The sequence below is a fragment of the Pseudomonas izuensis genome, from assembly GCF_009861505.1.
GTDB classification, from domain to species: Bacteria; Pseudomonadota; Gammaproteobacteria; order Pseudomonadales; family Pseudomonadaceae; genus Aquipseudomonas; species Aquipseudomonas izuensis.
This window is the reverse complement of sequence record NZ_WTFT01000025.1, coordinates 90744-116727: the sequence shown is the minus strand read 5'-3', so window position 1 is coordinate 116727 and position 25984 is coordinate 90744. Positions and strand designations below refer to the sequence as shown.

General features: G+C 59.2%; 24 protein-coding genes. 6 read left to right on the top strand and 18 right to left on the bottom strand.

Translation table 11 applies throughout. The annotated features are described in order from the left end of the window. Positions 1-64: 64 nt before the first annotated feature. Positions 65-1177, bottom strand: a complete 1113-nt coding sequence (locus GPL81_RS20490) for a nitronate monooxygenase (protein WP_160108199.1) — start codon at positions 1175-1177, stop codon at positions 65-67. Positions 1178-1350: 173 nt separating this feature from the next. Between GPL81_RS20490 and GPL81_RS20485 the strand changes: the two genes are divergently transcribed. Beyond that, positions 1351-2298 (top strand): flavin reductase family protein, encoded by a 948-nt coding sequence (locus tag GPL81_RS20485; protein WP_160108198.1) that lies wholly within the window; start codon positions 1351-1353, stop codon positions 2296-2298. Between the two features lie 31 nt (positions 2299-2329). Here GPL81_RS20485 and GPL81_RS20480 read toward each other — a convergent pair whose 3' ends face one another. The 4 genes from GPL81_RS20480 to GPL81_RS20465 all read right to left on the bottom strand — a co-directional run bounded on the left by GPL81_RS20480 (position 2330) and on the right by GPL81_RS20465 (position 6482). Next, on the bottom strand, positions 2330-3862 hold the full coding sequence (locus GPL81_RS20480; RefSeq protein WP_160108197.1) for a DHA2 family efflux MFS transporter permease subunit: 1533 nt from the start codon (positions 3860-3862) through the stop codon (positions 2330-2332). Continuing rightward, entirely contained in the window at positions 3855-5057 is a 1203-nt protein-coding gene (locus GPL81_RS20475) for an HlyD family secretion protein (RefSeq protein ID WP_160108196.1), read from the bottom strand. The genes GPL81_RS20480 and GPL81_RS20475 overlap by 8 nt, the downstream gene beginning before the upstream one ends. Next, a complete protein-coding gene (locus GPL81_RS20470) occupies positions 5050-5517 on the bottom strand; it encodes a MarR family winged helix-turn-helix transcriptional regulator (protein WP_160108195.1) in 468 nt (155 codons plus the stop codon). Before GPL81_RS20470 ends, GPL81_RS20475 begins: the two co-directional genes overlap by 8 nt. Positions 5518-5612: 95 nt before the next feature. After that, positions 5613-6482 (bottom strand): acyl-CoA thioesterase, encoded by an 870-nt coding sequence (locus GPL81_RS20465; RefSeq protein WP_160108194.1) that lies wholly within the window; start codon positions 6480-6482, stop codon positions 5613-5615. A 125-nt stretch (positions 6483-6607) separates the two neighbouring features. Here GPL81_RS20465 and GPL81_RS20460 point away from each other — a divergent pair, with 125 nt between their 5' ends. The 3 genes from GPL81_RS20460 to GPL81_RS20450 are packed head-to-tail and all read left to right on the top strand — an operon-like array spanning position 6608 to position 8780. Then, positions 6608-7381: an SDR family NAD(P)-dependent oxidoreductase gene (locus tag GPL81_RS20460; protein WP_160108193.1), complete on the top strand. Its 774-nt coding sequence runs from the start codon at positions 6608-6610 to the stop codon at positions 7379-7381. Between the two features lie 11 nt (positions 7382-7392). After that, a complete protein-coding gene (locus GPL81_RS20455; RefSeq protein ID WP_246218953.1) occupies positions 7393-8409 on the top strand; it encodes a phosphotransferase family protein in 1017 nt (338 codons plus the stop codon). Next, positions 8409-8780, top strand: coding sequence for a DUF6285 domain-containing protein (locus GPL81_RS20450; protein ID WP_160108192.1), 372 nt, complete (start codon positions 8409-8411; stop codon positions 8778-8780). Before GPL81_RS20455 ends, GPL81_RS20450 begins: the two co-directional genes overlap by 1 nt. Before the next feature lie 147 nt (positions 8781-8927). Here the strand turns inward: GPL81_RS20450 and GPL81_RS20445 are convergent, their stop codons facing one another. The 3 genes from GPL81_RS20445 to GPL81_RS20435 are packed head-to-tail and all read right to left on the bottom strand — an operon-like array spanning position 8928 to position 11360. Next, a complete protein-coding gene (locus GPL81_RS20445) occupies positions 8928-9722 on the bottom strand; it encodes an enoyl-CoA hydratase/isomerase family protein (protein ID WP_160108191.1) in 795 nt (264 codons plus the stop codon). Between the two features lie 13 nt (positions 9723-9735). Further along, complete coding sequence (locus GPL81_RS20440; RefSeq protein ID WP_160108190.1) at positions 9736-10167, bottom strand: Zn-ribbon domain-containing OB-fold protein; 432 nt, start codon at positions 10165-10167, stop codon at positions 9736-9738. Continuing rightward, the gene (locus GPL81_RS20435) at positions 10164-11360 is read right to left on the bottom strand and encodes a thiolase C-terminal domain-containing protein (RefSeq protein WP_160108189.1); all 1197 of its coding nucleotides are present in this window, start codon (positions 11358-11360) and stop codon (positions 10164-10166) included. The genes GPL81_RS20440 and GPL81_RS20435 overlap by 4 nt, the downstream gene beginning before the upstream one ends. 131 nt (positions 11361-11491) lie before the next feature. Between GPL81_RS20435 and GPL81_RS20430 the strand changes: the two genes are divergently transcribed. Beyond that, positions 11492-12415, top strand: coding sequence for an alpha/beta fold hydrolase (locus GPL81_RS20430; RefSeq protein WP_160108188.1), 924 nt, complete (start codon positions 11492-11494; stop codon positions 12413-12415). 14 nt (positions 12416-12429) lie between these two features. Continuing rightward, complete coding sequence (locus GPL81_RS20425; protein WP_160108187.1) at positions 12430-13428, top strand: DUF2889 domain-containing protein; 999 nt, start codon at positions 12430-12432, stop codon at positions 13426-13428. 39 nt (positions 13429-13467) lie between these two features. On the opposite strand, the gene GPL81_RS20420 is transcribed toward GPL81_RS20425, so the two are convergent. Genes GPL81_RS20420 through GPL81_RS20375 form a run of 10 tightly spaced genes read right to left on the bottom strand, consistent with a single transcriptional unit; the run spans position 13468 to position 25927 of the window. Further along, positions 13468-14346: an acyl-CoA thioesterase gene (locus tag GPL81_RS20420; RefSeq protein WP_160108186.1), complete on the bottom strand. Its 879-nt coding sequence runs from the start codon at positions 14344-14346 to the stop codon at positions 13468-13470. A 4-nt stretch (positions 14347-14350) separates the two neighbouring features. Continuing rightward, complete coding sequence (locus tag GPL81_RS20415) at positions 14351-15118, bottom strand: enoyl-CoA hydratase/isomerase family protein (RefSeq protein ID WP_160108185.1); 768 nt, start codon at positions 15116-15118, stop codon at positions 14351-14353. Between the two features lie 16 nt (positions 15119-15134). Then, positions 15135-16283, bottom strand: coding sequence for an acetyl-CoA C-acetyltransferase (locus GPL81_RS20410; RefSeq protein WP_160108184.1), 1149 nt, complete (start codon positions 16281-16283; stop codon positions 15135-15137). 4 nt (positions 16284-16287) lie between these two features. Beyond that, complete coding sequence (locus GPL81_RS20405; RefSeq protein WP_160108183.1) at positions 16288-17472, bottom strand: acyl-CoA dehydrogenase family protein; 1185 nt, start codon at positions 17470-17472, stop codon at positions 16288-16290. A gap of 13 nt (positions 17473-17485) precedes the next feature. Beyond that, entirely contained in the window at positions 17486-18424 is a 939-nt protein-coding gene (locus GPL81_RS20400; protein WP_160108182.1) for an electron transfer flavoprotein subunit alpha/FixB family protein, read from the bottom strand. A gap of 2 nt (positions 18425-18426) precedes the next feature. After that, positions 18427-19176: an electron transfer flavoprotein subunit beta/FixA family protein gene (locus tag GPL81_RS20395; protein ID WP_160108181.1), complete on the bottom strand. Its 750-nt coding sequence runs from the start codon at positions 19174-19176 to the stop codon at positions 18427-18429. A gap of 45 nt (positions 19177-19221) precedes the next feature. Next, a complete protein-coding gene (fadB, locus tag GPL81_RS20390) occupies positions 19222-21354 on the bottom strand; it encodes a fatty acid oxidation complex subunit alpha FadB (protein ID WP_160108180.1) in 2133 nt (710 codons plus the stop codon). 27 nt (positions 21355-21381) lie between these two features. Beyond that, positions 21382-22539: an acyl-CoA dehydrogenase family protein gene (locus GPL81_RS20385; RefSeq protein WP_160108179.1), complete on the bottom strand. Its 1158-nt coding sequence runs from the start codon at positions 22537-22539 to the stop codon at positions 21382-21384. A gap of 12 nt (positions 22540-22551) precedes the next feature. Beyond that, positions 22552-24702, bottom strand: coding sequence for a 3-hydroxyacyl-CoA dehydrogenase NAD-binding domain-containing protein (locus GPL81_RS20380; RefSeq protein ID WP_160108178.1), 2151 nt, complete (start codon positions 24700-24702; stop codon positions 22552-22554). Between the two features lie 16 nt (positions 24703-24718). Next, positions 24719-25927 carry an acetyl-CoA C-acetyltransferase gene (locus GPL81_RS20375; RefSeq protein WP_160108177.1) on the bottom strand — a complete coding sequence of 403 codons (1209 nt, stop codon included), beginning with the start codon at positions 25925-25927 and terminating at the stop codon, positions 24719-24721. Positions 25928-25984 lie beyond the last annotated feature (57 nt).

The following is a 25984-nucleotide window of genomic DNA, read 5'->3' as shown; positions in this document are numbered from 1 at the left end:
TCACTGGAATAAAAAGAGGGCCGGCGGTGGGGAACACGAACCGGGCCCTCGGAAACACATTGGCTTATTCGCCGACCAGAGCCTGCAGCCGCTCGGTGGCGTCCAAGTATTCGCTGAGCATGTTGTAGAAGATTTCCTTTACGGTGGTTTCACCGTGCATGTCGCCAACGATCTGGCCCACCGGATGGCTCATGTAGTCCACAGCATGGGCGCGTTCGATACGGGTACGCGTTTCGTACACCGAAATGGTCTGCAACGGCATTGGCAACGGTTTTGGCGCGCCGGGTTGTTCGAATGCTTCTGTGAGTTTGCTGCGCAACATGCGACAGGGTTTACCGGTCATCACGCGGGACTGAATAGCCTCTTCCGAACGAGCGTCAAACAACCGCTGCTTCATTTCAGGGGCCAGTTCACTCTTGTCGGTGCCCAGCCAGATGGAACCGCACCAGACGCCCTCGGCGCCCATTGCCATGGCGGCGGCCATCTGTCGGCCACGACCAATGCCGCCCGCAGCCAATACCGGGATCGGGGCAACGGCATCGACCACTTGGGGCCAGAGCACCATCGAACTGACCGTGCCGGTATGCCCGCCGGCCTCGCTGCCTTGAGCGATAATGATGTCCACTCCAGCTTCAACTTGTGCCTTGGCGTGGTCCAGCCGCCCTACCAACGAGCCGACTTTAACGCCTCGGGCGTGAAGTTCGTCGACCTTGTGCCGGGGTGGAGTACCCAGCGCATTGACCACCAATTTCACCAGTGGGTGGCGTAACGAAATTTCAATCAGCTCCTCCGCCGATTCAGGGGTCATGTGCAGACGTTCCAGGTACTCCTCGACCATCCGCTGCGATTCGCCGGCCGGTAAGGGGGCCATGCCGGCATCGTCACAGAGCTTGCCGAGAAAGCGTTGGTTGGCTTCGGGTAGTGGCGGCAACCCCTGAAGGCGCGCAGCCGATTGCTCATAGCGATTTGGGATGAGGATGTCCACGGCGTAGGGGTGACCTTCGATGTGCTCGTCAATCCACATCAGCTCCTGTTCAAGCTGTTCGGGTGAGAACCCGCTGACGCCCAATACCCCCATACCGCCGGCCTTGGACACTTCAGCTACGACGTCCCGACAGTGGGAGAAAGCGAAGATTGGCAATTCGATGCCTAGCATTTCACAAACTTTAGTCTTCATTGTTATGGCTCTTCTGACTGAAGGTAATTCTCGGTTTTATGGTATATATGATTTATATGAATACACAATACCTGTTCGCAGCATTTGGCTTGATTAATAGATATATAATTAATATGATTTTATCAAATCGTTCGCCTGCACTGGGTGAACAGCGGTGAACCGAGGAGAGCAGCGTGAGTCAGTCAAATGTGGCTATTGATAGCCGGCAGTTCCGCAATGCGCTGGGCGCTTTCGCCACCGGCGTTACCATTGTCACCACCCAGGATGCCGAAGGCCGGGACGTCGGGTTGACAGCCAGTAGTTTCAATTCTGTGTCACTGGAGCCGCCCATGGTGCTCTGGAGTCTGACCAAGACCTCCGGCAGCTTGCCGGCGTTCATGGAGGGCGAGTATTTCGCCGTGCACGTGCTGGCAGCCGACCAGCAGTCGATGTCCGACCGTTTTTCCAAGCGTGGCATCGACAAGTTCGAGGGGCTTGCGCTGGAGCGGGGGGCCGGTGACATTCCGTTGCTGGGTGACTGTTCTGCACGCTTCCAGTGCCGCACTAGCTACCGCTATGAGGGTGGCGACCACATAATTTTCGTGGGGGAAGTCATAGCGTTCGATCATTGGGCCCATCCTCCCTTGGCATTCCATGGCGGAAAGTATGCCAAGGTCTTCCCGCGCGCAGCCGCAGCAGTCACCGAACCCGAGGATGTGAGCAGTAGTTTCAACAAGGACTACCTGGGCTTTCTGCTCGGTGTGGCGTCCATGCAATTGGCCGTGCCGGTGCGTTCAGCCTGGCAGGCAATGGGGCTGAGCGAGTGCGGGTACTTCGTCCTCAGCGTGCTCGCCGCCGGCAAGCACCGGACCTTGGCGCAGATCAATCAGATCCTGAGTCTGGGCGAGCATCATTTCGATGACGCAGAGATGGACCGGCTGGTGACTGCTGGCTGGATTACGGTGGAAGGCGAGGGCGTATCGCGCCAGTTCGACCTGACGGGGAAGGGGCGCGAGCTAACGGTGAAGTTGTTCGTGCAGGCCAAGTCCGCCGAGCAGAAAGCCATCGAAGGCCTGGATTGGGACGACCTGGCCTTGCTCAAGGGCTTGCTGCAGAAGATTATCCGCAATACCCGGGTGTAACAGGAGTGGCGCCACTCGTGGGCGCCATCCCTCAGTCGAGCACCATCGCTTCCTCAGCGCCCCCATGGGACTTGCCAGTGGGCCGCATCAGCAGCAACAGCGGCATGACCGCAATCGCCAGCAGCATCAGCAATTTGAAGTCATTAAGGTAGGCCATGCTGGTAGCCTGGTAAGTGATTGTCTGGTCCAGCAGTGCCCGCCCTGCAGCGCCAGCAGGGTTGAAGAAAGTGTTGGCCGTCCAGCTTTCCAATGCTCTGTTGAACGGCGTCACCAGGCCGCTGATTTCTTCGTGCAGTACTTGGGTATTGCGGGTCAGCAGAACCGTCACCAGAGAGATGCCGACACTGGAGCCGACGTTTCGCGATAGGCTGAACAATCCCGTGCCATCGGCTCGAAGGTTAGGGTCCAGCGTAGCGAAGGCAATGGTGTTGAGCGGCACGAATAACAAACCAAGGCTGGCTCCCTGTACGAAGCCTACGGCGATCAAGGTGTGCATCGATACATCCGGTGTCCAACCGGACATCCAGTGCATCGACAATGCCGAGAGCAGCAGCCCGGTGAACAGCAGCCAGCGGGTGTCGACCTTGCCGATAATCCGCCCGGCCAGGAACATCGTAAGCATGGTGCCCAACCCTCTGGGGCCCATGGCCAGACCAGCATCGAGCACCGGATAACCCATCAGCTTTTGTAAGTAGGGGGTCATCAGGGCCAGTGAGGCCAGATAGGTGATGCCGATGATGAAGATAAACACAACGCCCAGCGCAAAGTTACGGTCCTTGAACAGGCTGGGGCTGATGAAGGGCTTGTCGGCCGTGAACATGTGCACCAGAAATACATAGCTCGCCACCAGCGCTACCACCAGTTCGAGGAGGATTTCCCCCGAACTGAACCAGTCCAGCTGTTCGCCGCGGTCCAGAAACAGCTGAAAGGCCAAAATTGCCACGCTCAAAGAGCCAAACCCCAACCAGTCCAGGCGTGTTTCACGGTCGACGGGAGTTTCGCGGACATATTTCATCAAACCGATAAATGCCAACAGGCCAATCGGCAGGTTGATGAAAAAAACCCAGCGCCAGTTCAGATGTTCTGTCAGCCAGCCACCCAGCACCGGCCCCAGGACCGGACCGACCATCACCGACACCCCGAACAACGCCATCGCCGAACCGCGCTCCTGGAGGCTGTAACTGTCGAGCATGATGCCCTGTGACAGCGGCACTAGTGCCGCGCCCGCCAGCCCTTGCAGTAATCGGAACAGGATGATTTGTTCCAATGACTGCGCCAGGCCGCAGAGTATGGAGGTGATGACGAAGCCGACGATCGCGCTGAGCAATACGCGTTTACGGCCGAAGCGGCGGGCCAGAAAGGCCGATGGCTGCGTCATGATTGCAGCGGCGACGATGTAGGAGGTCAGTACCCAGTTGATCTGATCAGCGCTGGCCGAAACACTGCCCTGCATATACGGCAAGGCGACGTTGGCGATGGTGGTATCCAGCGCCTGCATGATCACGGCAAGGACGACGCAACAGGTCAGCAGCGCACGATTGGGAGCGACGCCTCCCTCACTCATGACCAGTTTCCTGGTGGGCGAACAACCCGCCAGCCATGCCACGAGAGAGGCCGGTGTCGATCTCGGCCTCGACGCTCATGCCATGGCGCAGCGGTGGTTTACCAACCTGATCTTCGATCCGAATGCGCACCGGAATGCGTTGCACCACCTTGACCCAGTTTCCCGTGGTGTTCTGTGCAGGTAACAACGAGAAGCTCGACCCTGAAGCCGGGCTGATGCTCTCTACTGAACCGTGCCAGATAACGCCGGGATAACTGTCAACACGAATCTCTACCGGTTGACCGGGCCGCACGTGAGTCAATTCGGTTTCCTTGGGTTGGGCCGCGACCCAGAGTGCATTGCTCGCCACCAGGCTGATGCCTGATTGCGGTGGTTGTAGATAAGTGCCGACCTGGAGGGAATCTACATTGGTAACGATGCCGTCAAAGGGCGCTCGCACCACCGAATTGTTGAGGTTGCGCTTCGCTTCGTCGACCTGAGCCTTTGCTTGCAGCCAGGCTGGCTGTTGCTCCACGGGAATGTCCAGCCGGCCACCCAATTGCGCCAGGACTGCCTTGGCCTGGGCCTTGGCGACGGCTATTTTTTTCAGCGTGGTGTCCAGGTCATGGCGTGCCTGGTCATAGGTGGTGCGGGATACTGCATTGACTGCCAGTAGTTTTTCCTGGCGCTGGAATGCCTGTTCGAAAAACGGCAACTCGGACTGAGCCTGGTCGATTTCGGCCAGTGCCTGACTATAACTGGCTTGCTGGTTGAGAATCTGGTTACGTACCGTTCCAAGGTTGGCGGTTGCACTGGCCAGGGCAATCTGGAAGGGTTCGGCATTCAGCCGGAATAGCACCTGCCCACGCGACACTGTCTGGTTATCCTTGACTTCGATGGCATCGACCAGCCCGGACACATCGGTTGAGACTGCGACCTTGTCGGCCTGTATGTAGGCGTTATCAGTAGAAATCACCCGGCCGCCGGTTGCATACAGATAGCCGCCTGCGAGCAAGGCTAATGGAATCAGCAGGAACAGCGTCTTACGAACGCGATGCCGTTTTAGATGGGTGGTGACGTCGTCATACCCTGGCGGGTTATTTTGCCCCGTACGTTCTTGGCCCGGGTGCGCGGGTCCCAGTCCGCGACCTTCCGGACCTGGTTTGATGTGTATGTGGGGCTTGGCCGGTGCGGTGGGAATCGCGGACTCAGACATGATCTACCTCGGCAACGGTATCGACGGGTTGATTGCAGGCGTCAATCAAGTGTTCGCGCATGCGCGATAGCAAGTCGAACAACTGACGTTGTTCTTCATCCGAAAAATTCCCTACCGCCTCGCTGCGGGTCTGATTGCCCAGCCCGCGCAAGACATCCAGTAATGGCACTGCTTCGGGCGTCATGAAAAGTTGTGTGACCCGACGATCGCTGGGGTGCGGACGACGTTCGATCAAATTGCGCTCCTGCATTTTGTCGAGTAACCGCACCAGCGTGATCGATTCGATTTCCATAAGATCGGCCAGGCCTTTCTGGTGAATGCCCTCGTTTTTCGAAAGAATGGCCAGAACGTGCCATTGCGAGCGGGTCAGGCCGGTATGCCGGGAACGCTGTTCGAATCGCTTACGCATCAAGCGTGCAGCATCGTGCAGGACGAAACCCAAGGTCACAGGTGTAGACATGGTTGCACCGGAATTAACGTTAGTATGCTAATGATAAGCATGCCTGTGACAAGTGTGCTAGTGGTTTTTCGGCGCCTTCTGTGATCTGGTGCTCATCAACTCTGGCGAAACAGGGAATGCTGCGCAACGCTCGCCACCAGAACGCCTCGCTGGTCAAAAATGTCTCCACTGACGAGCCCGGCTCCGCCACGCAGAGCAGGGCTTTGCAGGTCGAACAGTAACCATTGATTCACATTCGGCGTTTCGTGAAACCATAGGGTGTGGCTCAAGGTGGGGGCAAAAAATTGCCGCGACAGGCGTTCGTCCACATGTGGCAGAACCATGGGGCTGTTGACCCAGGCGTCCGACATGTAGATCAACGCCGCTTCATGCAGGCGCGGATCATCTGCGACAGGCAGGCGACTGCGCATCCAGTAGCGCAATCGCGTACTACGACCTTCGCAGAACAGAAATGCCTCGCTGTCTACTGGACGTAGCTCATGCAGTTGAGACCTGCCCAGGACTCGTCCCATTCCCTCGCTCAATCGTTCGCGATAGTGCTCGGCAAGTTCCACCAGATCCGGCAACCCCTCCGGACCTGGTGCGTCGGGAAAGGGGTGGGCATGACATGCGCCTTCTTCTGGATGCTGGAAGCACAAGCTGGCACGTAGACAGGCCTGGTTCTGGAGTTGCACCTGTACGTCCAGGTTGCTGAAGCTACGGCCTTGCAGGGTGGGCTCAACTTGGTATCGAGGAGGTGGCGTGAGCGGATGCGGGCGCAGGAAACTGGCATGCAACGAGCGCAATGCTCTGGCAGGTTCAACCTGGGATGCAGCAGCGTAGAAGGCCTGCGCCATCAGTTGGCCGCCGAAAACATTGCCAGACAGATTGGCTTGACCGCACAAGCCTTGATACAGGCCTTCGTGAGGGGTTAGCTGGACCAATTCAGCGAAGCTTTGAGGGGGTTGAGGGCGTTGTGTTGCCATTTGTGCACCTTTGTTTTTGTATGAATCATTTAGATATTAATGGCGTTGACAGTGGCTCGACAATTCTTGCGTAAAGATATATACAATTGATATGATTTTTTGAAAGAAATGTCGAGGTTACTGTCATGGTCGATGCCGCACTGCACAAATTGTTCGGACTGGAAGGTAAGCGGGCACTGGTTACCGGCGCCTCTTCGGGGTTGGGGCTACATTGCGCCCGAGTCCTGGCAGCAGCCGGTGCCGAAGTGGTATTGGCGGCCCGGCGGATTGATCGCTTGCGTGAGCTGGCTGCGGATATGCCCGGGAAGGTTTCGGCGGTAGCCATGGAGGTATCCGATGCGCATAGCGTACGTCGCGCCTTCGATGAAGTTTGTGAGCGACTGGGAGCGCCGGACATCATCCTGAACAATGCCGGTGTGACGATCACCAAGCCCGCCCTTGAACAAACTGCAGCGGATTTCGACTCGGTGCTTGATACCAATCTGAAAGGCGGCTGGTTGGTTGCCACCGAAGGCGCGCGGCGCATGGTGGCCGCCGGGAAGGGCGGTGTGATCATCAATACCGCATCAATACTTGGTGAGCGGGTCGCGGGTGCGGTAGCGCCTTATTCAATTTCCAAGGCGGGTGTGGTGCAGGCCACCAAGGCTTTGGCACTGGAACTCGCTCGGTACAGAATTCGCGTCAACGCATTGTTACCCGGCTACGTGGTCACCGATTTGAACCGGGCCTTTCTCAGCAGCGAAGCGGGAGAGCGCTTGCGCAAACGTATTCCCAGTCGTCGTTTCGGTGAATTGTCAGATCTCGATGCACCCTTGCTGCTGTTGACCGGTGACGGTGGTCGGCATATCACTGGTGCAACCCTTGCTGTCGACGGCGGTCATTTGGTCAGCGGACTCTAGGAGCTCGGGTAGTGGACATTCAGCAACAGCAACGACTCGCCGGTTATCTGGCCCAGATGGGCCAGGCCAGCTCCGTGCACTTGGCCGAAGTACGCCTGCTTTCAGGAGGTGCCATCCAGGAAAACTGGCTGGTTGATGCGGTATTCAGCGACGGCCCTCACGCAGGTTCGCAAGCCTTGGTGGTCCGCAGCGATGCCGCCTCGGGGGTGGCCTCCAGTCATGGCCGGGCCCAGGAGTTTGCCTTAGTCAAGGCTGCCTACGACTCCGGTGTGACTGTACCTGAACCCCTTTTTCTATGCACCGATGAGCGGGTAGTGGGGCGGCCGTTCTTTGTCATGCGCCGCATCCAGGGTACCGCCAGCGCGCACCTTATCTGTCGACCTGGCTCCCTCTGGGGTGGCGACCGCAACGAACTGGCCGAACGTTTGGGCCGGGAAATGGCGCGTATTCACAGCATTCGCCTGCCGCACCCTGACTTGCAGTTCCTGCCGAGCTATGACGAAGCGCCCTCGCTCTATCTTGTCGCGAAATACCGAGCATTTCTGGACAGTCATCACACGGCTTACCCTGCACTGGAATGGGGCCTGCGCTGGCTCGAGCGTCTCGCCCCGCCGCGTAATCAAGTGGTTTTGTGCCACCGGGACTTGCGTACCGGTAATTACATGGTCGACGAACACGGTCTTACCGGCATCATCGATTGGGAGTTTGCCGGATGGAGTGATCCGCTGGAGGACATCGGCTGGTTCTGCGCCAAGTGCTGGCGCTTCGGTCAGGACGCGCTGGAAGCAGGCGGTATTGGTCAGCGCGAGGCTTTTTACCGGGGATACGAGGCCGAAAGTGGCCGCACGATCCCTCGCGAACAAGTGCGTTACTGGGAAGTAATGGCGCATTTGCATTGGGCGATTGTTTCCATTCAGCAAGCGGAGCGTCACCTGACCGGCGAGGAGAGTTCTTTGCTGCTCGCGCTAACGGGGCATATCACCCCACAGTTGGAGTGGGAAATTCTGAATATGACGGAGCATGACTAATGCGGACACGTCCCAATGGTGCTGATTTGTTGGTTGAGGCGCAAAAACTGTTACGTGAGCAACTGCTGCCGGTCTTGCCTGACGAGCAGAAGCACAATGCCCTGATGATCGCCAATGCCATGGGCGTGGCGATCCGCCAATTGCAGGCAGGGGAGGCTGCAGAACAAGAGGAGCGCCGAAGTCTCGAACACCTCCTGCAGCGCCCACTGAATGAGTCTTTACAGATGAATACCGGATATCGTGAGTTGAGTATGTTGATGCGTGCGGGCGTTGCCGATCCTGGTCAAGGCAAGCGTGCCGAAGTGCTCGACCATTTGCGGCTCGCAGTGCGGCAGGCTGTAACTGAAAGCAATCCCAAATACCTGACTTGATCGTTTAATGGTCCAAGCGCGTGTGCGACGTGCCTTCACATACGACGCTCATCGGTGAAGACCCGTCGTGAGTCCCGCAAGCATGCGCAAGGGCCACCCACAAAAAAAAGCCCGGCAAACGTAGTTGCCGGGCTTTTTCAGTGATGCCTATCGAACTTCAAAAATTTTCTGCTGCTTGCGCAAGGCATCGACGTCCAATTGCGCCTGAGCCACGGGGTTACCCAGCAGTGGATACTTAAGCGATTGCACCATGGCTTGTGAGCGCGGAACGTCGAGGGATTCCCAAATGGCACGCACGGTTCCTTGGACAGCAGCTGCAGGTTTGGCAGCAATCCTGGCCGCTAATTCGTGCGCCCGGTCCCACAATGATTCGTTGCTTGTAATTTCGCTGACCAGACCGATGCGAAGTGCGGTGGGCGCACTGATGCGCTCATCATTGCCTAGTAGCGACATGCGCAGCACTTCACCGAGCGGCAGTCGGTAGGACATCCCGATCGGTTCAACCGCGCAGACCATGCCGTATGACACGTGCGGATCGAAGAATTGGGCATCCTCGGAGCAGATGATGATGTCGCTCTCATTGAGCCAATAAAACGCGCCGGCGCAGCAGAGACCATGCACGGCAGTCACGACCGGCTTCCACACCTTGTTTGCGCGAGCACCAAGGCTTTCACCCGGGTCACGCTGGTTCCAGATGTTCTCGGTACCCAATACATTTTCACTGGCGTGCTGCTTGACGTCGGCACCGGTGGAGAAGGCCCGGCCCGCTGAGCCGCGCAAGACCACCGCGCGCACGTCTTCGTTCTCGCGGATGTGTGCCCAGAGGTGATCGAACTCACGCAGCATGGTCAGCGTGAAAGAGTTCATCGCCTCCGGGCGATTGAGAGTGATCGTACCGACTCCGTCAGGGCTCACGTTAAAAAGCAGAGTTGTATATTCCATGGAGGCTCCGGGGTCAGACTGCGCGGAAGACAGGCTGTTGCCAGCCTTCGGTGATCGGGTTCCAGTCAACCGTGATGGCCATGCCGATGCTGACGGCTGCCGGATCGATATCGATCAGGTTGGAAACCAGGCGGATGCCGGGGGCATCATCGAGCTCGACCACCACCGGAATGTAAACGAAATCCTCCACGCCAGGGAATGGTGAGCGATTGCATACCGCATAGCTGTACACCGTGCCGCTGCCGGACAGCTGTGGCCATTTCGTGTTCTGGCTCTGGCAGTGCGGGCAGTAGGGTGTGGGTGGCATGCGAAAGGTCTGGCAATCACCGCATTGGGCTGCCACCAGTCGACCTTCCTTGGCTGCCTGCCAGAAAGGTTCGGTCCACGGATCGGTGGTGATATGCACGTGCTCGCCCGGCAGGGCGCGTGAAAGGGACTGCGTCATGCGGATCTCCTGAGAATGAGGCCGGAAACCGGAATCGAGGCGGGGCCACCAGTGACCAGCGCAGTCTCGGCGTTGGATACCTGATTGATCGCTGTGCCGCGCAGCTGCTCCACCGCTTCGAGGATGTGGGTCATGCCGATGATGTAGGCCTCGGACAATTGTCCGCCGTGCGGGTTGACTGGCAGGCTGCCAGTGCCAAAGCGTATAGCACCGCTTTCCACGAATGGCCCGCCTTCACCTTTGCCGCAGAAACCGTAGTCTTCCAGCTGCATGATGACCATCGGGGTGAAATGGTCATAGATTAGCGCGACATCGATATCAGCTGGTTTCATTCCCGCCTTGTCGTACAAGCGATCGGCAACCGATTTGTGTCCGGAAGAGGCGAAATATTCGTCGCTCATGCCCATACCGGCGAAAGCCCGGCCCCATTCGCGCCGCCCGCCATGGGCCGCAGCGCGCACCAGCACCGGTTTCTGTTTCAGGTCCTTGGCACGTTCAGTCGAGGTGGTAATCACCGCTACTGCACCGTCGGTTTCCAGGCAGAAGTCCAGACGACACAGCGGATCGGCGAGCATCGGCGAGGCAAAATATTCCTCCAGGGTCAGCGGCGTACGACGGATCGCCCCCGGGCGGTTCAGGGCATTGTTGCGGCTACTGATCGCCACTTCAGCAAAAGCTTCGCGGCGAGTGCCGTACAGATGCATATGCCGGCGAGCCAGGACGGACATCAGGTGCCCGGGGCCAACCAATCCGGAAGGTTGCAGGAAGGAGTTTTCGGGGTCGGGCTTGAGCGCGCCGAACACCGTACCCAGGCGCTGGTTACGCTGTTGCAGCGCCATGACTGTAACGACATGCTTCGCCTCACCGGCAATGATCGCCGCAGAGGCGAGGCCGATTGCACCAGCCGAGCCACCGCCACCGCCAGTCAGCGTGGCCGTGAAGGTGACCTCCGGTATGCCGAGCATCTCCATGATGCTGGCGGTGTCCATAGTGTCCAGATAACCGGCCTTGGCGCCACCGTAGTAGGCAAAACCATCGATGTCCTTGACGTTAAGGCCAGCGTCTTTGCAGGCGGCCAGGATTGCTTCGCCGATCATCTCGTTGATGGTACGCGGCCAGGACTGGCCCCGGACGTAATAGGGCGTGGCGCCCACGCCGACGATCGCGGTTTTGTCGCAGTGTTCCCAGGTCATGCGAGTCCCTCTTTCTGCGCTTGTTCTTGTGGTTTGATGAGGATAGCGCGGCACTATCTTAAACGTCTATATCATTATACTCTTAGCGCACTATGATATTCGTCGAAGTGCCTTTCATCGAGGAGAGTGCTGTGATCGAAACCCTACCTTCGACCGGGATTTGTACCGGTTATTACGAGCAGCGTGCATCACGCTCGGAATTTATCGAGGTACGCGGTAGTCGCCACCACGTGCGCCGTTGGGGCTCGCCGCAAGCACCTTTGCTTGTGCTGTTGCATGGCTGGATGGACAACTCCGCCACCTGGCAATTCATGGTCGACCAGTTGCGGCAGGAATGGAACATTATCGCGCTGGATTGGGCAGGTTTTGGCTTGAGCGATAAACGTGAATATTACGCCTTCAGCGAGTATCTGGCCGATCTTGAGGCCTTTCTTGATCTGGTCAGTCCGGATGAACCGGTACGGCTTGTGGCACACAGCATGGGCGCCAATATCAGCAGCTTGTATGCCGGTGTCCGGCCTGATCGTATCCATAGCTTCATCAACCTTGAAGGCGTCGGGCCGTTTCCCAACCAACTGGCGACCCTGGGTACCCGTATCGGCAATTGGCTGGACTCCCTCTCCCGGCCGGGAGCAGGCCGTACCGTGCATTTACCGGACGTGTCCAGTATGGCGCGGCGTATGCTTCGAAAAAACCCGCGCCTGGATCAGGCCCAAGCCGAGTTTCTGGCCCGGCACTTTGTCGTGCCTGATCCAGCGGGAGGGGTACGTATTGCCGCGGACGTCAAGACGTTCAGTTTCATTCCGATCTTCCCTCATGCCGAGCAGGTTGAGACCTTATTGGCCCAAATCACTGCCCGAGTGCTGTTCGTGCGTGGTGCGGATTCGTTCGTATCCCAGGCCTTCAAGGGGCATGAGGCGGCATTGCAACGCCGCTTTGACTGCGTAGCCGATTCACGAACTGTGCTGATCGAGGATGCCGGCCACAACCTGCAGCATGACGTGCCCCATGAGCTGGCGGCGCTGATTGATGAGTTCCTTGAACAAGACCAATAAAAAAGGAGCAACCCATGAGTGATGTACAGGCCCATACACTAGGCCCGATTGGCCATGCACCTATGCGACGATCGGCTTCCATCAGGCGCACCACATCGATCGATGTGTTCTGGCCAGGCGGATATGGAAGCGCAGGGCATTTCCATGGGATTGGCCGTGACATCTACAGCGATAGCCCAAACAGCGCTCCGCAGACACTGGCCTTACAGCGCTTTGAGGCGGTGGTCAGCCCGGAGCGTGAGATTGCCCGCCTCAGCACCGTACCTGCTCGGCCATCCATCACTGCATTAGTGGGCCTCAATGCCGGCAGCCAATTGCGCAAAGCCCTTGATGGCGCACTGGCAGAGGACCTGGCCAACAGTGCCCCTCTTTACCTGCTGCTCGACGACCTGGCGGGTGCCAGCCTGGTGGCCAATTGGGCATGGTCGCGTTGGGGAGATGGGTGGCTGAGTCAATTCATACCGATTTCCGATGCCCTCGCGCTGGAGCAGCGCCGCAGTCGCATGACAGGCGTTTGCACCGGATTTGCCGAGGGCTCCTCTGCCATTATGGATATCCGTGGTGAGCTGCATGATGCCAGGGCGGTCCCAGCGCTCGCGCACCCAGATGACCCGACGGGCTGGCACAAGCTACCCGCCAGCAGTGGCGTTACTATGCGCAGGGCACGTCGTATCGATGTGTGGCATGAGGATGGCTGCCTGCAGATCGAAGCCATGTTCCAGGACAGCGCCAGTACCCCCGACGGTGGGCGTATGGCGGTGCATGAATATGGCCTGCAGGCGACCGCCAATGCGCAAAGTGGAGAGTTGCTGACTTTGATAGCCCAGCCGAGAGTCTTGCCATATCCAGAGTGCCCAGCCGCAGCTGGCAATGTCTCTCGGCTGATCGGATCGCCGCTGGCCGGACTGCGCCAACAGGTGCTGGTGGCACTTCGTCGGGAGTTGGGGTGCACACATCTCAATGATGCCTTGCGCGCATTGGCTGAGGTTCCGGCGCTTGCCGCGTGCATCTAGACTCGACAACGAGTAAACCCCTGAGGCTGCAGCGTCCCTTCAACGTTTGCGATACAGGCCTTCCTGGGCCACGCTCGCCACGAGTCGACCCTTGCGATCGTAGAGGCTGCCGAAGGTCAGGCCACGGCCCTGGCCAGCCCAGGGGCTTTGAGCATCGACCAGCATCCAGTCGTCAGCGCGTTGCGGGCCATGGAACCATAGCGCGTGGTTCAAACTGGAAACATAGAGGTCGTCGCCCAGCTTGTGCTCTCGGTGCGGAGTCAATGCAGTCACGCCAAACCAGAAGTCGGAAAGGTAGGCAAGCGCAGCATAGTGCTGGTGGATGTCCAGAGCCAATGGTTGTTGGGTTCGCATCCAATAGCGAAATCGCGCCTCAGGATCGCGTTCAAGCAAGAAGTGTTCGGGGTCCAGAGGGCGGATTTCCACGGCTGTGTTGCGTCCAATGAACTGCTGCTCCACGGGATTCAGGCGTTCGAAATACTTATCGCGCAGTTCAGTCAGGTTCATCAGCGTTTCGGGTGCAGGGGCCGGTTGCGTCGAAAACTGATGTTCCATTCCGTCTTCACCGCTGTGAAAGGCGAGGGTAGCGACGGCCACGCAGCGATCATTTTGCTCCAGGAACACCAAGCGCGTGGCGAAGCGCTTGGTCTGCTGGACCCGCTCCACTCGCACCAACATCGGTGCGTCCAGGGCTCCCGGGGCCAGAAAATTCAGTTGCAGCGCAGTCGGCTGCCATTGAGTTTCTACCGTAGCCTGCGCGGCCGCACAGGCCAAGGCCAATGACTGACCGCCATACACCATTTGATTCTGATTAGCATGAAAGCGGCTGCAGATGAAACGGTCACGGCCTTGAGAGTGCAGGGCGAACAATGAGGCGATATCGTGTCCGTCCCAGAGACTGGGTTCAGGTAGATTCATCTCATCACAGCCCGGTAAACGCGGCGGCACGCTTGGCAAAGAAGGCATCCCGACCTTCGGCAAAGTCTGCCGAACCGATCAACAATGCCTGGGCGTCGGATTCCCAATCCAACAGGGCATCCAGGGTCATGGGAGCGCGCGCCAGGAAACTTTTGGTCGCGCCCAATGGCCCCGGAGCAGCCTGGGCCAGTTGCTCGGCACGCTCAAGTGCGTGTTCCAGAACCTGTCCCGCAGGCACGAGGAAATCCACCAGGCCCATGCCGGCAGCCTGTTCTCCATCCAACACTTGTTGAAACATCAGAATCTGACGAGCCTTGGTCAGGCCCACACGCTGCGGCAGAGTCCAGAGCGCGCCCCAATCCGGCATGACCCCGACTTTACCGAACACCGCGCCGAAGCGGCTTCCAGTGTCCGCGACGACGAAGTCACAGGCAGCCGCCAGGGAAAGGCCAGCACCAAACGCCGCGCCTTCTACCGCCGCCACTACGGGCAGTCGGCCACTGACGATGGCGCGAATTACGCGGTGACCGCAACGCATGTCGGCGCGCATCGCCAGCCCACGCGTGTCCAGGCCATCCAGTGGTCCACCGGCGCAGAAATGCGCACCGCCGGTGAGCACGATGGCACGCACCTCGCGCTGCCCTTGCAGTTGTTCGAGCACATCGGCCAATGGCCGATAGAGTTCTGGTACCAGACTATTGCGTTTGGCTGGCAGGTTGAGCGTGACCAGGGCGACTGCGCCCCGGTGTTCGACGGTAACGGCTGCACTCATGCTTGACTCCCCCGACTTACAGACGTTCGATAATGGTGACGTTGGCCAAGCCACCGCCTTCGCACATGGTTTGCAAGCCGAAGCGGCCTCCGCTGCGTTCCAACTCGTGGAGCAGGGTGGTCATCAGCTTGGTCCCGGTTGCGCCAATTGGGTGGCCCAGTGCGATGGCACCACCATTGACGTTGGTGCGCGCTGGGTCGTAGTCCAGCTCCTGGAGCCAGGCCATGGATACTGAAGCAAAGGCTTCGTTGATTTCGACGCGGTCGATGTCGTTCATCCGCAAACCTGCCTTGGCCAAGGCATGGCGGGTAGCTGGGATGGGGGCTGTTAGCATCCACACCGGATCATCGCCACGCACGCTCATGTGTACGATGCGGGCGCGCGGAGTCAGGCCATAGCGCTTGACTGCCGCCTCCGAACAGACCAACACGGCACTGGCAGCGTCGGACATCTGGCTGGAGATGGCCGCTGTGAGTATTCCATTCGGAAGGATGGTTTGCAGCGTGGCCATTTTTTCCAGGCTACTGCGCCGGGCGGTCTCATCCATCGAAAAGTTGCCGTACGGGACCACTTCGAGGGCAAAGTGACCTGCCTCGATGGCCGCCAGTGCGCGGTTGTTGGACTCCAGCGCATAGGCTTCCATGTCTGCGCGGGTGAAGCCCCATTTCTTTGCGATCATTTCAGCGGCGGCGAACTGCGACAGCTGTTGCTCACCATATCGCGCACGAAAGCTTTCAGCGGTGGTCCAGGGATCAGGGAAACCCAACTCCGCGGCGGCATACAGCGCAGTGTTGATCGGGATCTGGCTCATGTTCTGCACGCCGCCGGCAACGACCACATCTTGGCTGCCGCTCATCACCGCCTGGGCGGCGAAGTGCACGGCTTGCTGGGAAGAGCCGCACTGGCGATCGATGGTGACCCCAGGCACCGATTCCGGCAGGCCCGCGCCAAGCCAGCAAAACCGCGCCAGGTTGCCGGCATTCGGGCCGATGGCATCGATAGCGCCGAAAATGACGTCGTCGTAATCCTCGGCTGGAATATTGTTGCGCGCCACCAATGCCTTTAGCACATGGGCCCCCAGGTCCATGGGGTGGACCTGGGCCAGGCTGCCGGCGCGTTTACCCGTGGGACTGCGCAAAGCGTCGACAATATAGGCTTGTTGCATGGTCTTACTCCTTGGCTTCCAGGCGTTTACGCTGCTGGCGCATGATGGTCTTGGCGATGCTCCAGCGGTGAACTTCCGATGGGCCGTCATACACGCGGAAAGCGCGAACGTCGGCGAAAATCCGGGCAACGATGGTTTCGTGGGTCACACCCTGGCCACCGAGAATCTGCACGCTGCGGTCCACCACGTTCCAGATCGCTTCGCTGGAAATAACCTTGGCAACGCTGGACTCATGTTTGCCCAGGTCACCCTGGTCCAGTACCCAGGCGCAATGCCATACGGCCAGGCGGGTGACGTGCAGATCCATTTCGTTGTCAGCCAGCTTGAATCCAACGCCTTCGTGGTCGCCCAACCGCTTGCCGAACGCTTCGCGCTCATAGGCATAGGCGGCAGCGACGTCGTGTGTCCGGCGGGCGGCGCCGAGCCAACGCATGCAATGGGTCAGGCGGGCAGGGGATAGACGAACTTGGGCATATTTGAAGCCTTCTCCGAGTTCACCGAGGATGTCCTTGGCCGGCACCCGCAGATTTTCGAAACGGACCACCGCGTGGCCGCCGGGGAAGCAGCTATCCAATGCATCCATGGCACGTTCGATACGGATGCCCGGACGATCCATATCAGCCAGGAACATGGTTGCCCGACCGTCTTCAAGCTTGGCCATGATGATGGCGAAGCTGGCGCCTTCGGCACCGGTAATGAACCACTTGACGCCATTGATCACAAAATCGTTGCCATCGCGTACGGCAGTGGTGGCGAGCATGGTGGGGTCCGAACCGGACCCAGGAGCAGGCTCGGTCATGCAGAAGCACGAGCGGATTTCACCCAGTGCCAACGGCTTGAGCCAACGCTCCTTCTGCTCGGCCGTGGCGATGACTTCCATCATGTGCATGTTGCCTTCGTCAGGCGCCGCGATGTTCAGGGCGACAGGGCCGAGCGGAGAATAACCTGCCTCCTCGAACAAGATCGCTTTGCCGACGTGGCTCAGTCCCAGCCCACCGAGTTCAACAGGCATGTGCGAAGAGAGCAGACCGGCCTCACGGGCCATGCCGATCATTTCCCGGCGCAGCGATTCACTTGGGCCGTGTGGGGTGCAGCGCGGATCTTTCTCTAGGGGAATGATGCGCTCGGCAATGAAGCGACGGGTACGTTGTTGCAGCTCCAATAGCTGCGGCGACAAGCTGAAATCCATGATTGAAATCCGGTCAGTGAGCGAGGGCGGTGGTGATTTGCGGGACTGCTTCGAACAGGTCGGCGACCAGTCCGTAGTCGGCCACCTGGAAAATCGGTGCCTCCTCGTCCTTGTTGATGGCCACGATGACCTTCGAGTCCTTCATGCCCGCCAGGTGCTGGATCGCTCCCGAGATGCCGATCGCAATGTAAAGTTCAGGGGCCACGATCTTGCCGGTCTGGCCAACTTGCAAATCGTTTGCAGCAAACCCTGCATCCACGGCGGCGCGCGAAGCCCCGGCGGCGCCACCAAGGGCATCGGCCAATGGCGCGATCAGTGCCTGATAGTTTTCTGCACTGCCCAGTGCGCGGCCACCCGAGACAACGATGCGCGCGGCAGTCAGCTCCGGTCGTTCGGATTTGGCCAGTTCCTGGCCGATAACCTTGGCCGCAATCTGCTGTACGGGCACTGACACTGATTCGATGCTGGCGCTGCCACCGGTTGCTGCTGCGGCGTCGAAGGCCGAAACGCGTACGGTAATGACTTTCAGCGAATCGTGGGACTGTACGGTGGCAATGGCGTTGCCGGCATAGATTGGACGCTTGAAGGTATCGCTCGATACGACTTCGATAATGTCCGAAATTTGCGCGGTATCCAGTGCCGCGGCCACACGAGGCAGCAGATTCTTGCCGGTGGTGGTGGCTGCCGCGATCAAGTGGCTGTAGTCAGGAGCAAGCTGAATCAAAAGTGGTGCGAGTGCTTCGGCGACCGGCTTTTCCAGGGCAGGATCCTGGGCCAGAATAACCTTGCTGACCCCAGCCACTGCTGCAGCCTGTTCGGCGACACCGATTGCGTTGTATCCGGCCACCAACAGATGAATGTCGCTACCCAATTGTACAGCGGCGGCAACAGCCTTGAGCGTGTCACCCTTGAGCTGAATATTGTCGTGTTCGGCAAATACCAGAATGGCCATGTTCAAATCACCTTCGCATCGTTTTGCAGTTTGGCCATCAACTCGGCCACCGACCCCACCTTGATGCCACCTTGACGAACCGGCGGCTCCTCGACCTTCAGGGTCGACAGGCGCGGGGCGATATCTACGCCCAGGTTGTGCGCCTCGACGACCTCCAGCGGCTTTTTCTTGGCCTTCATGATGTTGGGCAGCGAGGCATAGCGAGGTTCGTTCAAACGTAAATCGCTGGTGACCACTGCCGGGAGACCAAGCTGTACGGTTTCCAGACCACCGTCGACTTCTCGTGTGACCTGTAGGCTGTCGCCGTCGAAGGCCAGCTTCGAGGCGAAGGTGCCTTGGCTCCAGTTACCCAACTGCGCCAGCATCTGCCCGGTCTGGTTGCAGTCATCGTCGATGGCCTGCTTACCGAGGATGATCAGCTGCGGTTGTTCGCGCTCTGCCACTGCATGCAGCAGTTTGGCTACTGCCAGCGGTTGCAGTTCGGCGTCGCTCTGGACCAGGATCGCGCGGTCCGCGCCCATCGCCAACGCAGTACGCAAGGTTTCCTGGCAGGAGGCTGAGCCAAGGGATACCACGACTACCTCGCTGGCCTGACCTTGTTCTTTCAGGCGCACCGCTTCCTCGACGGCAATTTCGTCGAAGGGGTTCATGGAAAATTTCACATTGTTCAAGTCCACGCCAGATTTGTCGGACTTGACCCGAATCTTGACGTTGTAGTCGACCACCCGTTTGACTGCGACTAGTACTTTCATGGTAATGCTCCGGTCTGAATCTTGTTCCTGGATCTTGTTCCAGGCTCAGCTGTAATAGCGGGCGCCACTGGCAGCACGCTCGCGCATGCCTTGGGTGGGCTGGTATAGCGGGCCCAGGTGGGCATAGCGTTCACATCGCTCGAGCAGTGCCTGTGGCCCCAGCCAGTCGGCATATTTCAGCGCACCACCCACCGCACGCGGGAAGCCCACACCAAGAATCAGGGCCATGTCGATCTCGATGGCCGATTCGGCAACACCGTCTTCCAGGCAGCGAATCGCTTCGATCACGGTGGGCAGCATTACCCGATCAACCAGGGTTTCAGAGGTGAAAACCTGCTGACCTTTAGGCTGGACCTCCTTGAGCAGCTCGTGTACCTGGGGATCGACGGTTTTCACTGGACGACCTTTGGGGTCTTTGCTGTAGTGGTAAAACCCTTGGCCATTTTTCTGCCCGAGGCGGCCATTGGCGACCATAAACTCAACGGCGTGGGCGAAGTCGGGGACCATGCGCGGGCCGTAGCCAGTACTGATGTAACGAATCACATGCTCGGATGTATCCATGCCAATCACGTCTTGTAGGTAGGCTGGCCCCATCGGCCATCCAAACGCTTCCAGAGCCGCGTCCACGGCCTGGAAGTCAGCACCGTCGTGGATTAGTCGTAGAAAGCCCAGCACATTACCGGTGAGGATGCGATTGACCAGGAAACCCGGGCAATCCTTGACCACCACCGGCGTCTTGCCCATGGCGCTCGCATAGCTCGCGATCGTGGCAGCGGCCTGATCGCTGGTACGCGGGCCGCGAATGACTTCCACCAACGGCATGACCGGAACAGGGTTGAAAAAGTGCATGCCGACGAAGTTTTCCGGCCGTGCCAGCGCATCGGCCATTTCAGCGATGGACAGTGATGAGGTATTGGAGGCCAGGACCGTGTTGCTGGAAACTCGCTGCTCCACTTCGGCCAGCACGCTTTGCTTGACCTTCATGTTTTCGACCACTGCTTCGACCACAACATCGACCTTATCAAAGCCGTCGTAGGTCAATGTGGGGACGATTGAGGCGAGAATAGCGTCTGCCTTCTCCTGCGGCAGACGGCCACCGGTGACTTGTTTGTCCAGCAGCTTGGCCGCTTCGTTAACACCAAGGTCCAGAGCTGGCTGGGCGATGTCCTTCATCAACGCGGGTATACCGCGGGCGGCGCTGGTGTAGGCAATGCCGCCACCCATGATGCCAGCACCCAGAACGGCCGCATGTGCAGTAGAGCGCCCTGCCTTGGCATAGCCCTTGGCTTTCTTGCGCAGGAACTGGTCATTAATGAACAACTGCACCAGGGCATGAGCAGCCTGGGTCTGGGCAATGGCGGCGAATGCGCGGTTTTCTGCCTTGAGCGCTTGCTCCAGGTCCACCTCGGCAGTGTTTTCCAACAGTTCTACAGCAGCCAGCGCTGCAGGGACTTGCGGATGACGCTTGCAAGCATCGCTCTTGGCCTTGGTCAGCATCTCACTGTCGAGAGTAAAACCTCCCGAACGCAGCTGGCGCCGTTGGCGCCAGTCGTTATCACCGGCTGCGAGCGCCTCGAGCAAGGCAAGGGCGGAATCGGCAAGCTCTGCTTCGTCGATAACCTTGTCCACGGCGCCCACGCGCAACGCCGTTTCGGCGCTCTGTGGTTTGCCGCTGGTCACCCAGTCCGCGGCCACCGCAGCTCCCACCAACCGGGGCAGGCGAGCCATGCCACCGAGGCCCGGGAAGATACCGAGATTGATTTCCGGCACACCGACCTGAGCGTCGCGGGCCAGTACCCGATAATCACATGCCAGGGTTACTTCAAACCCGCCGCCCAGGGCCAGGCCGTTGATGGCGCAGACCACCGGGGCCGGCAAGCGCGACAGTGCTGTAAATACTTGGCTCTGGCCACGGTTATGGGCGGCCAGTTCGGATTCCGGGCGGCTGAACAATTCGGTGAACTCGAATATATCCGCACCGACGACAAAACTGTCCTTGGCGCTGGTCACCAGAACACCGCGCAGGTCCGGCATCCTGGTCAGCACCGCGAGCGCTGCCTGTAGTTCGGAAAGGGTGGCTGCATCGAACTTATTGACGGCTTGGCCCTGGCGATCGAAGCACAGTTCGACCAACTGCTCACCCAATGGGGTGAGGTGCAATGTTTGACCTTGATACATGCTGGTATCCCTTATTGTTTTTGCGACTTACTTGAGCTTGCGGTCATCGAGGCCGAGGCTTCGGCCAATGATTTCTTTCATGATTTCGCTGGTGCCAGCGAAGATCCGTGAGATCCGCGCATCGCGATACATTCGCGATATGCGGTACTCGTCCATGTAGCCGGCGCTACCGTGCAGTTGGACACACTCATCCATCACCCGGCCTTCGAGTTCGGACGTCAGCAGCTTCGCCGCAGCGGCGGCTTCCGCGCTGAGCGTTCCTGCGTTCATCTGCAACACCAGTTGGTCAACCCAGGTCTGCTGGCAGTCGAGTTGGCTGCGCAAATCGGCGAGCTTGAATCGGCTGTTCTGGAAAGTACCGATGGGTTTACCAAAGGCCTTGCGCGACATCACGTATTCAAGGGTCAGGTCGAAGGCGACCTGAGCGTGGGCCAGTGACTGACAAGCGCCGAGCAGGCGTTCCTCGGCCAGGCCTTCGGCCAGGTAGGCGAAGCCCTTGGTGGCGTCGCCCAGAATATTGGCCTTGGGAATACGCACGTTGTCGAAGAACAGGATGACCGTGTCCTGAGCATCCAGGCCCATTTTTTCCAATGGCGTGCGACTGACACCGGGCCAGTCAGCCTCGACCAGGAACAAGCCAATGCCGTACTTGTTTTCCGGCTGGGTGCGTGCGGCCACCACGACCAGGTCTGCATTCAGGCCATTGGAGATGTAGAGCTTGGAGCCATTGAGCAACCAGTGGTCGCCCCGGTCTTCGGCGCGAGCCCTCATCCCGGCCAGATCCGAGCCAGCATCGGGCTCGGTCATGGCTACCGCGAGGATGGTCTCGCCACGGACGCAACCGGGCAGATACTGTTCACGTTGCGCGTCGGTACCGAAGCGTTGCAGATAGGGGGCAACGATCCGTGAATGCAGGGTGAAAAACACGCCGATGTCACCGTAGCGGATCACTTCCTCATAGAGGATCTGCTCGTAGCGCAAATCGGTCAGGCCGCTGCCGCCATAGCGTTCGTCCGCCCACATCAGCAACAGGCCCTGGTCGCCGGCTTTACGGAAAATCTCGCGGTCGACCCGCCCTTGCTTGCGCCAGTGTTCGACGTGCGGGGCGACTTCCTTTTGCACGAACTTGCGAACCTGGTCGCGGAACAGTTCGTGATCCTGGTCAAAAATCAGGCGGTTCTGCATGCAGGAGCCTCCTTAACGTGCGGTCTGCGGATGGAATGTGACACCTTGTACGGCTCGCTCGCGAAGCCATGACGAAGGTCTGAACCGCTTGCCGTACAGGCTGGCCAGACGATCACACTCAGTGATAAAAGCCGGTAGCCCGATGCTGTCGATCAGCGACAGGGTGCCGCCCGTCCAGGTCGGATAACCCAGACCAAGAATGGCCCCAAGGTCGGCATCAGCCGGTTCGAAAATCACGTTCTCTTCGACACAACGCGCGGTTTCCAGGGCCATGATGTAGAGCAGACGATTGCGTACGGTCTGGACATCGGGCTGCGCTTGCGCGACCGGGAAAAGTTCGGCCAGTCCAGGCCACAGGTGCTTTTTGGCACCTTGTGGGAACACGTAGAATGCGCCCCCGCTCTTGCGCCCCAGACGGCCGAGGGCATTCATCTTCTCGACGATCGGACGGGCATGGCTGCGCAGGAATTGCACTGGCAGATCGTCGGCATGCGCTTGGTCAATTACACGTTTCTGCAGGTCCAGCGACACTTCATCGGTGACAGCCAGGGGGCCCGTGGCCATACCGGCCAGGCGTGCGGCATTCTCGATCAGCGCCGGATTGACGCCTTCAGCGAGCATGGCCATACCCTCGTCGGTGTAGGTGCTAAAGATTCGGCTTGTGTAGAAGCCCGGGCTGTCATTAACCAGGATCGGGGTCTTGCGCAGTGTGCCGACGAAGTCCAGTGCGTGGGCAATCGTTTCCTGACTGGTCTGGTCTCCGATGATGATTTCCACCAGTGGCATGCGCTCGACCGGTGAAAAGAAGTGCATGCCGATGAATTTGTCTGGCCGTTGGGAGTAAGTCGCAAGGCCGCTGATGGGAAGGGTCGAGGTGTTGCTGGCGAAGATTGCTGATGGCATCAACGGTGCTTCAGCCTGGGGAATCACCTGAGCCTTGACTTCACGGGTCTCGAATACGGCCTCGATCACCAGGTCGCATCCGTCAAGTTCGGCAAACTCACTGGTCGGGGAGATGCGGCGCAAAATCGCCTCGGCGCCTTCGCGCGTCTGTGTGCCGCGCTCGATAGCCTTGTCCAGAATGCGCGTAGAGTAGGCCTTGCCGCGTTCGGCGGCCGTACGGTCGGTATCGATCAGCACGACCTGAATACCGGCTTGAGCCGATACATAGGCAATCCCTGCGCCCATCATGCCGGCACCGAGGACGCCGACTTTGCGGACCCTGCACGTGTCATAGCCTTGGGGGCGGCGGGCCAGTTTGTCAGCCGCGCTCTTGTTGATGAACATCGTACGCATCAGGTTGCGGGCCACTGGATTGGCCAGCAGAGTGCCAAAGTACTTGGCTTCTACTGCCAGTGCGGTATCGAACGGCAACTGCGTCCCTTCGAACACGGCGCTGAGGATGGCAAGGCGCGCCGGGTAGTTGCCGGCGTCACGCTTGGCCAGGCTGGTGTTGTACTGGAACGACTTGACTGCATGCGGGGCCAGGCAACCGCTGCCGCCAGGAACGCTGAAACCTTTGACATCCCAAGGCTTGTTGACTTGAGGATGTGCCAGCACCCAATTACAGGCAACTTCAATCAATCGCTCTGCAGATACCAGTGCATCGACCACACCCGACTCAAGTGCCTGCTGTGGTTTCAGGTTGGTCCCTTCCAGCAGAAGCGGCAGGGCTTTCTCGATGCCGATCATGCGTGGCAACCGCTGCGTGCCACCGCCTGCTGGCAGCAGGCCGACGCTGACCTCCGGCAAGCCGACCACCGCCTTCGGATTGTCCACCAACAGGCGATGGTGGCAGGCCAAGGCCAGTTCCAATCCACCACCGAGGGCCAGGCCGTTGAGGGCTGCGACGAAAGGTTTTCCGCCGGTCTCCAGGCGCCGCATCATTGCGTTTTCACGAGCAAATCGCTGGCTGGCCTGTACCGCAGTGACGCCCTGGTCGTAAGCATCCACTAGTACTTTGAGGTCGGCTCCGGCAATAAAACTGTTCTTGGCCGATGTGACCACTGCGCCAACGATCGCCGGGTCGCCAAGCACCTGCTCGACCATCGCGCTCATGTCATCGACAAATTCAGGGGTGAAAACATTGACCGAGCGGTCGGGCACGTCAATGTAAACGACGGCTACGCCCTGGGCGGTGATTTCAAGTTTCAGGGTATTCATCAATCAGGCTCCAGGCTCAGATCCGTTCGATCAGGGTGGCGGTGGCCATGCCTGCGGCGGCGCACAGGGTGATCACGGCAGTGTTGAGGTCGCGACGTTCCAGCTCATCGAGCACTGTGCCGACCAGCATCGCGCCGGTGGCGCCGAGCGGGTGGCCCATGGCGATCGATCCGCCGTTGACATTGACCTTGGCCGGATCGAGATTGAAGTGGCGCATATAGCGCATGACCACCGACGCAAAGGCTTCATTGACTTCGAAGAGGTCGATGTCCTGAACCGAAAGGCCTGCGCGTTGAAGCAGTTTTTCAGTGCACGCCGCCGGGCCGGTCAACATGATCGCCGGCTCCGATCCGATTGAGGTGTAGCTGCGGACTCTGGCCCGCGGACGCAAGCCAGAGGCCTGGCCGAACTGGGCATTGCCGAGCAGGATCGCTGCAGCGCCGTCGACCATGGCGCTGGAGTTGCCAGCGGTGTGGACGTGACGGATTGACTCCACTTCGGGGTAACGCTGCAGCATCACGCCATCGAAGCCAGCCTGGGCGCCCATGCTTTCGAAAGCAGGCTTGAGTTTGGCCAGATCCTGGGCACTGGCATCGCTACGAATGGCTTCGTCGCGCGCCAGAAGTGGCTCGCCCAGGATGTCGCGCACAGTGAACAGCGAGCGGTCGAAATGCCCAGCCGCCTGGGCTGCTGCCGCCCGTTGCTGACTGCGCAAGGCGAACGCATCCACATCTTCACGGCTATAGCCGTCCTGCTCGGCGATCAAGTCGGCACCGATCCCTTGGGGGATGTACCAGGTCTTGTGGATGACCTGTGGGTCGGAGTAGACAGAGCCGCCGTCAGAAGCAATTGCCACTCGCGACATCGACTCCACACCACCAGCGACAATCGCCTGTGCTTCACCTGCACGAATGGTGGAAGCCGCCAGATTCATAGCTTCGAGACCTGAAGCGCAATAACGGTTGAGCTGAAAACCCGGGACGTTCTGCGCGTAGTCGGCATTGAGTGCGGCTACGCGGGCGATGTTGCCACCTTGTTCACCAGCGGCCATCACGCAGCCCAGCATGACGTCGTCAACCAGTGCTGTGTCGAGTTGATTGCGCTCGCGCAGGGCAGTCAGCGCCTGGCTTGCCAACGCAGTGGCCGTGACTTCATGCAGGGCCCCGTTGGGCCGGCCTTTACCGCGCGGGCTGCGTACATGGTCGAAGATAAGAGCATCATTCACGGAAGGTCCCTCGAAGTGGCTAGCGACGATCAGCAGCAAGCTGATATGGAGCTAAGA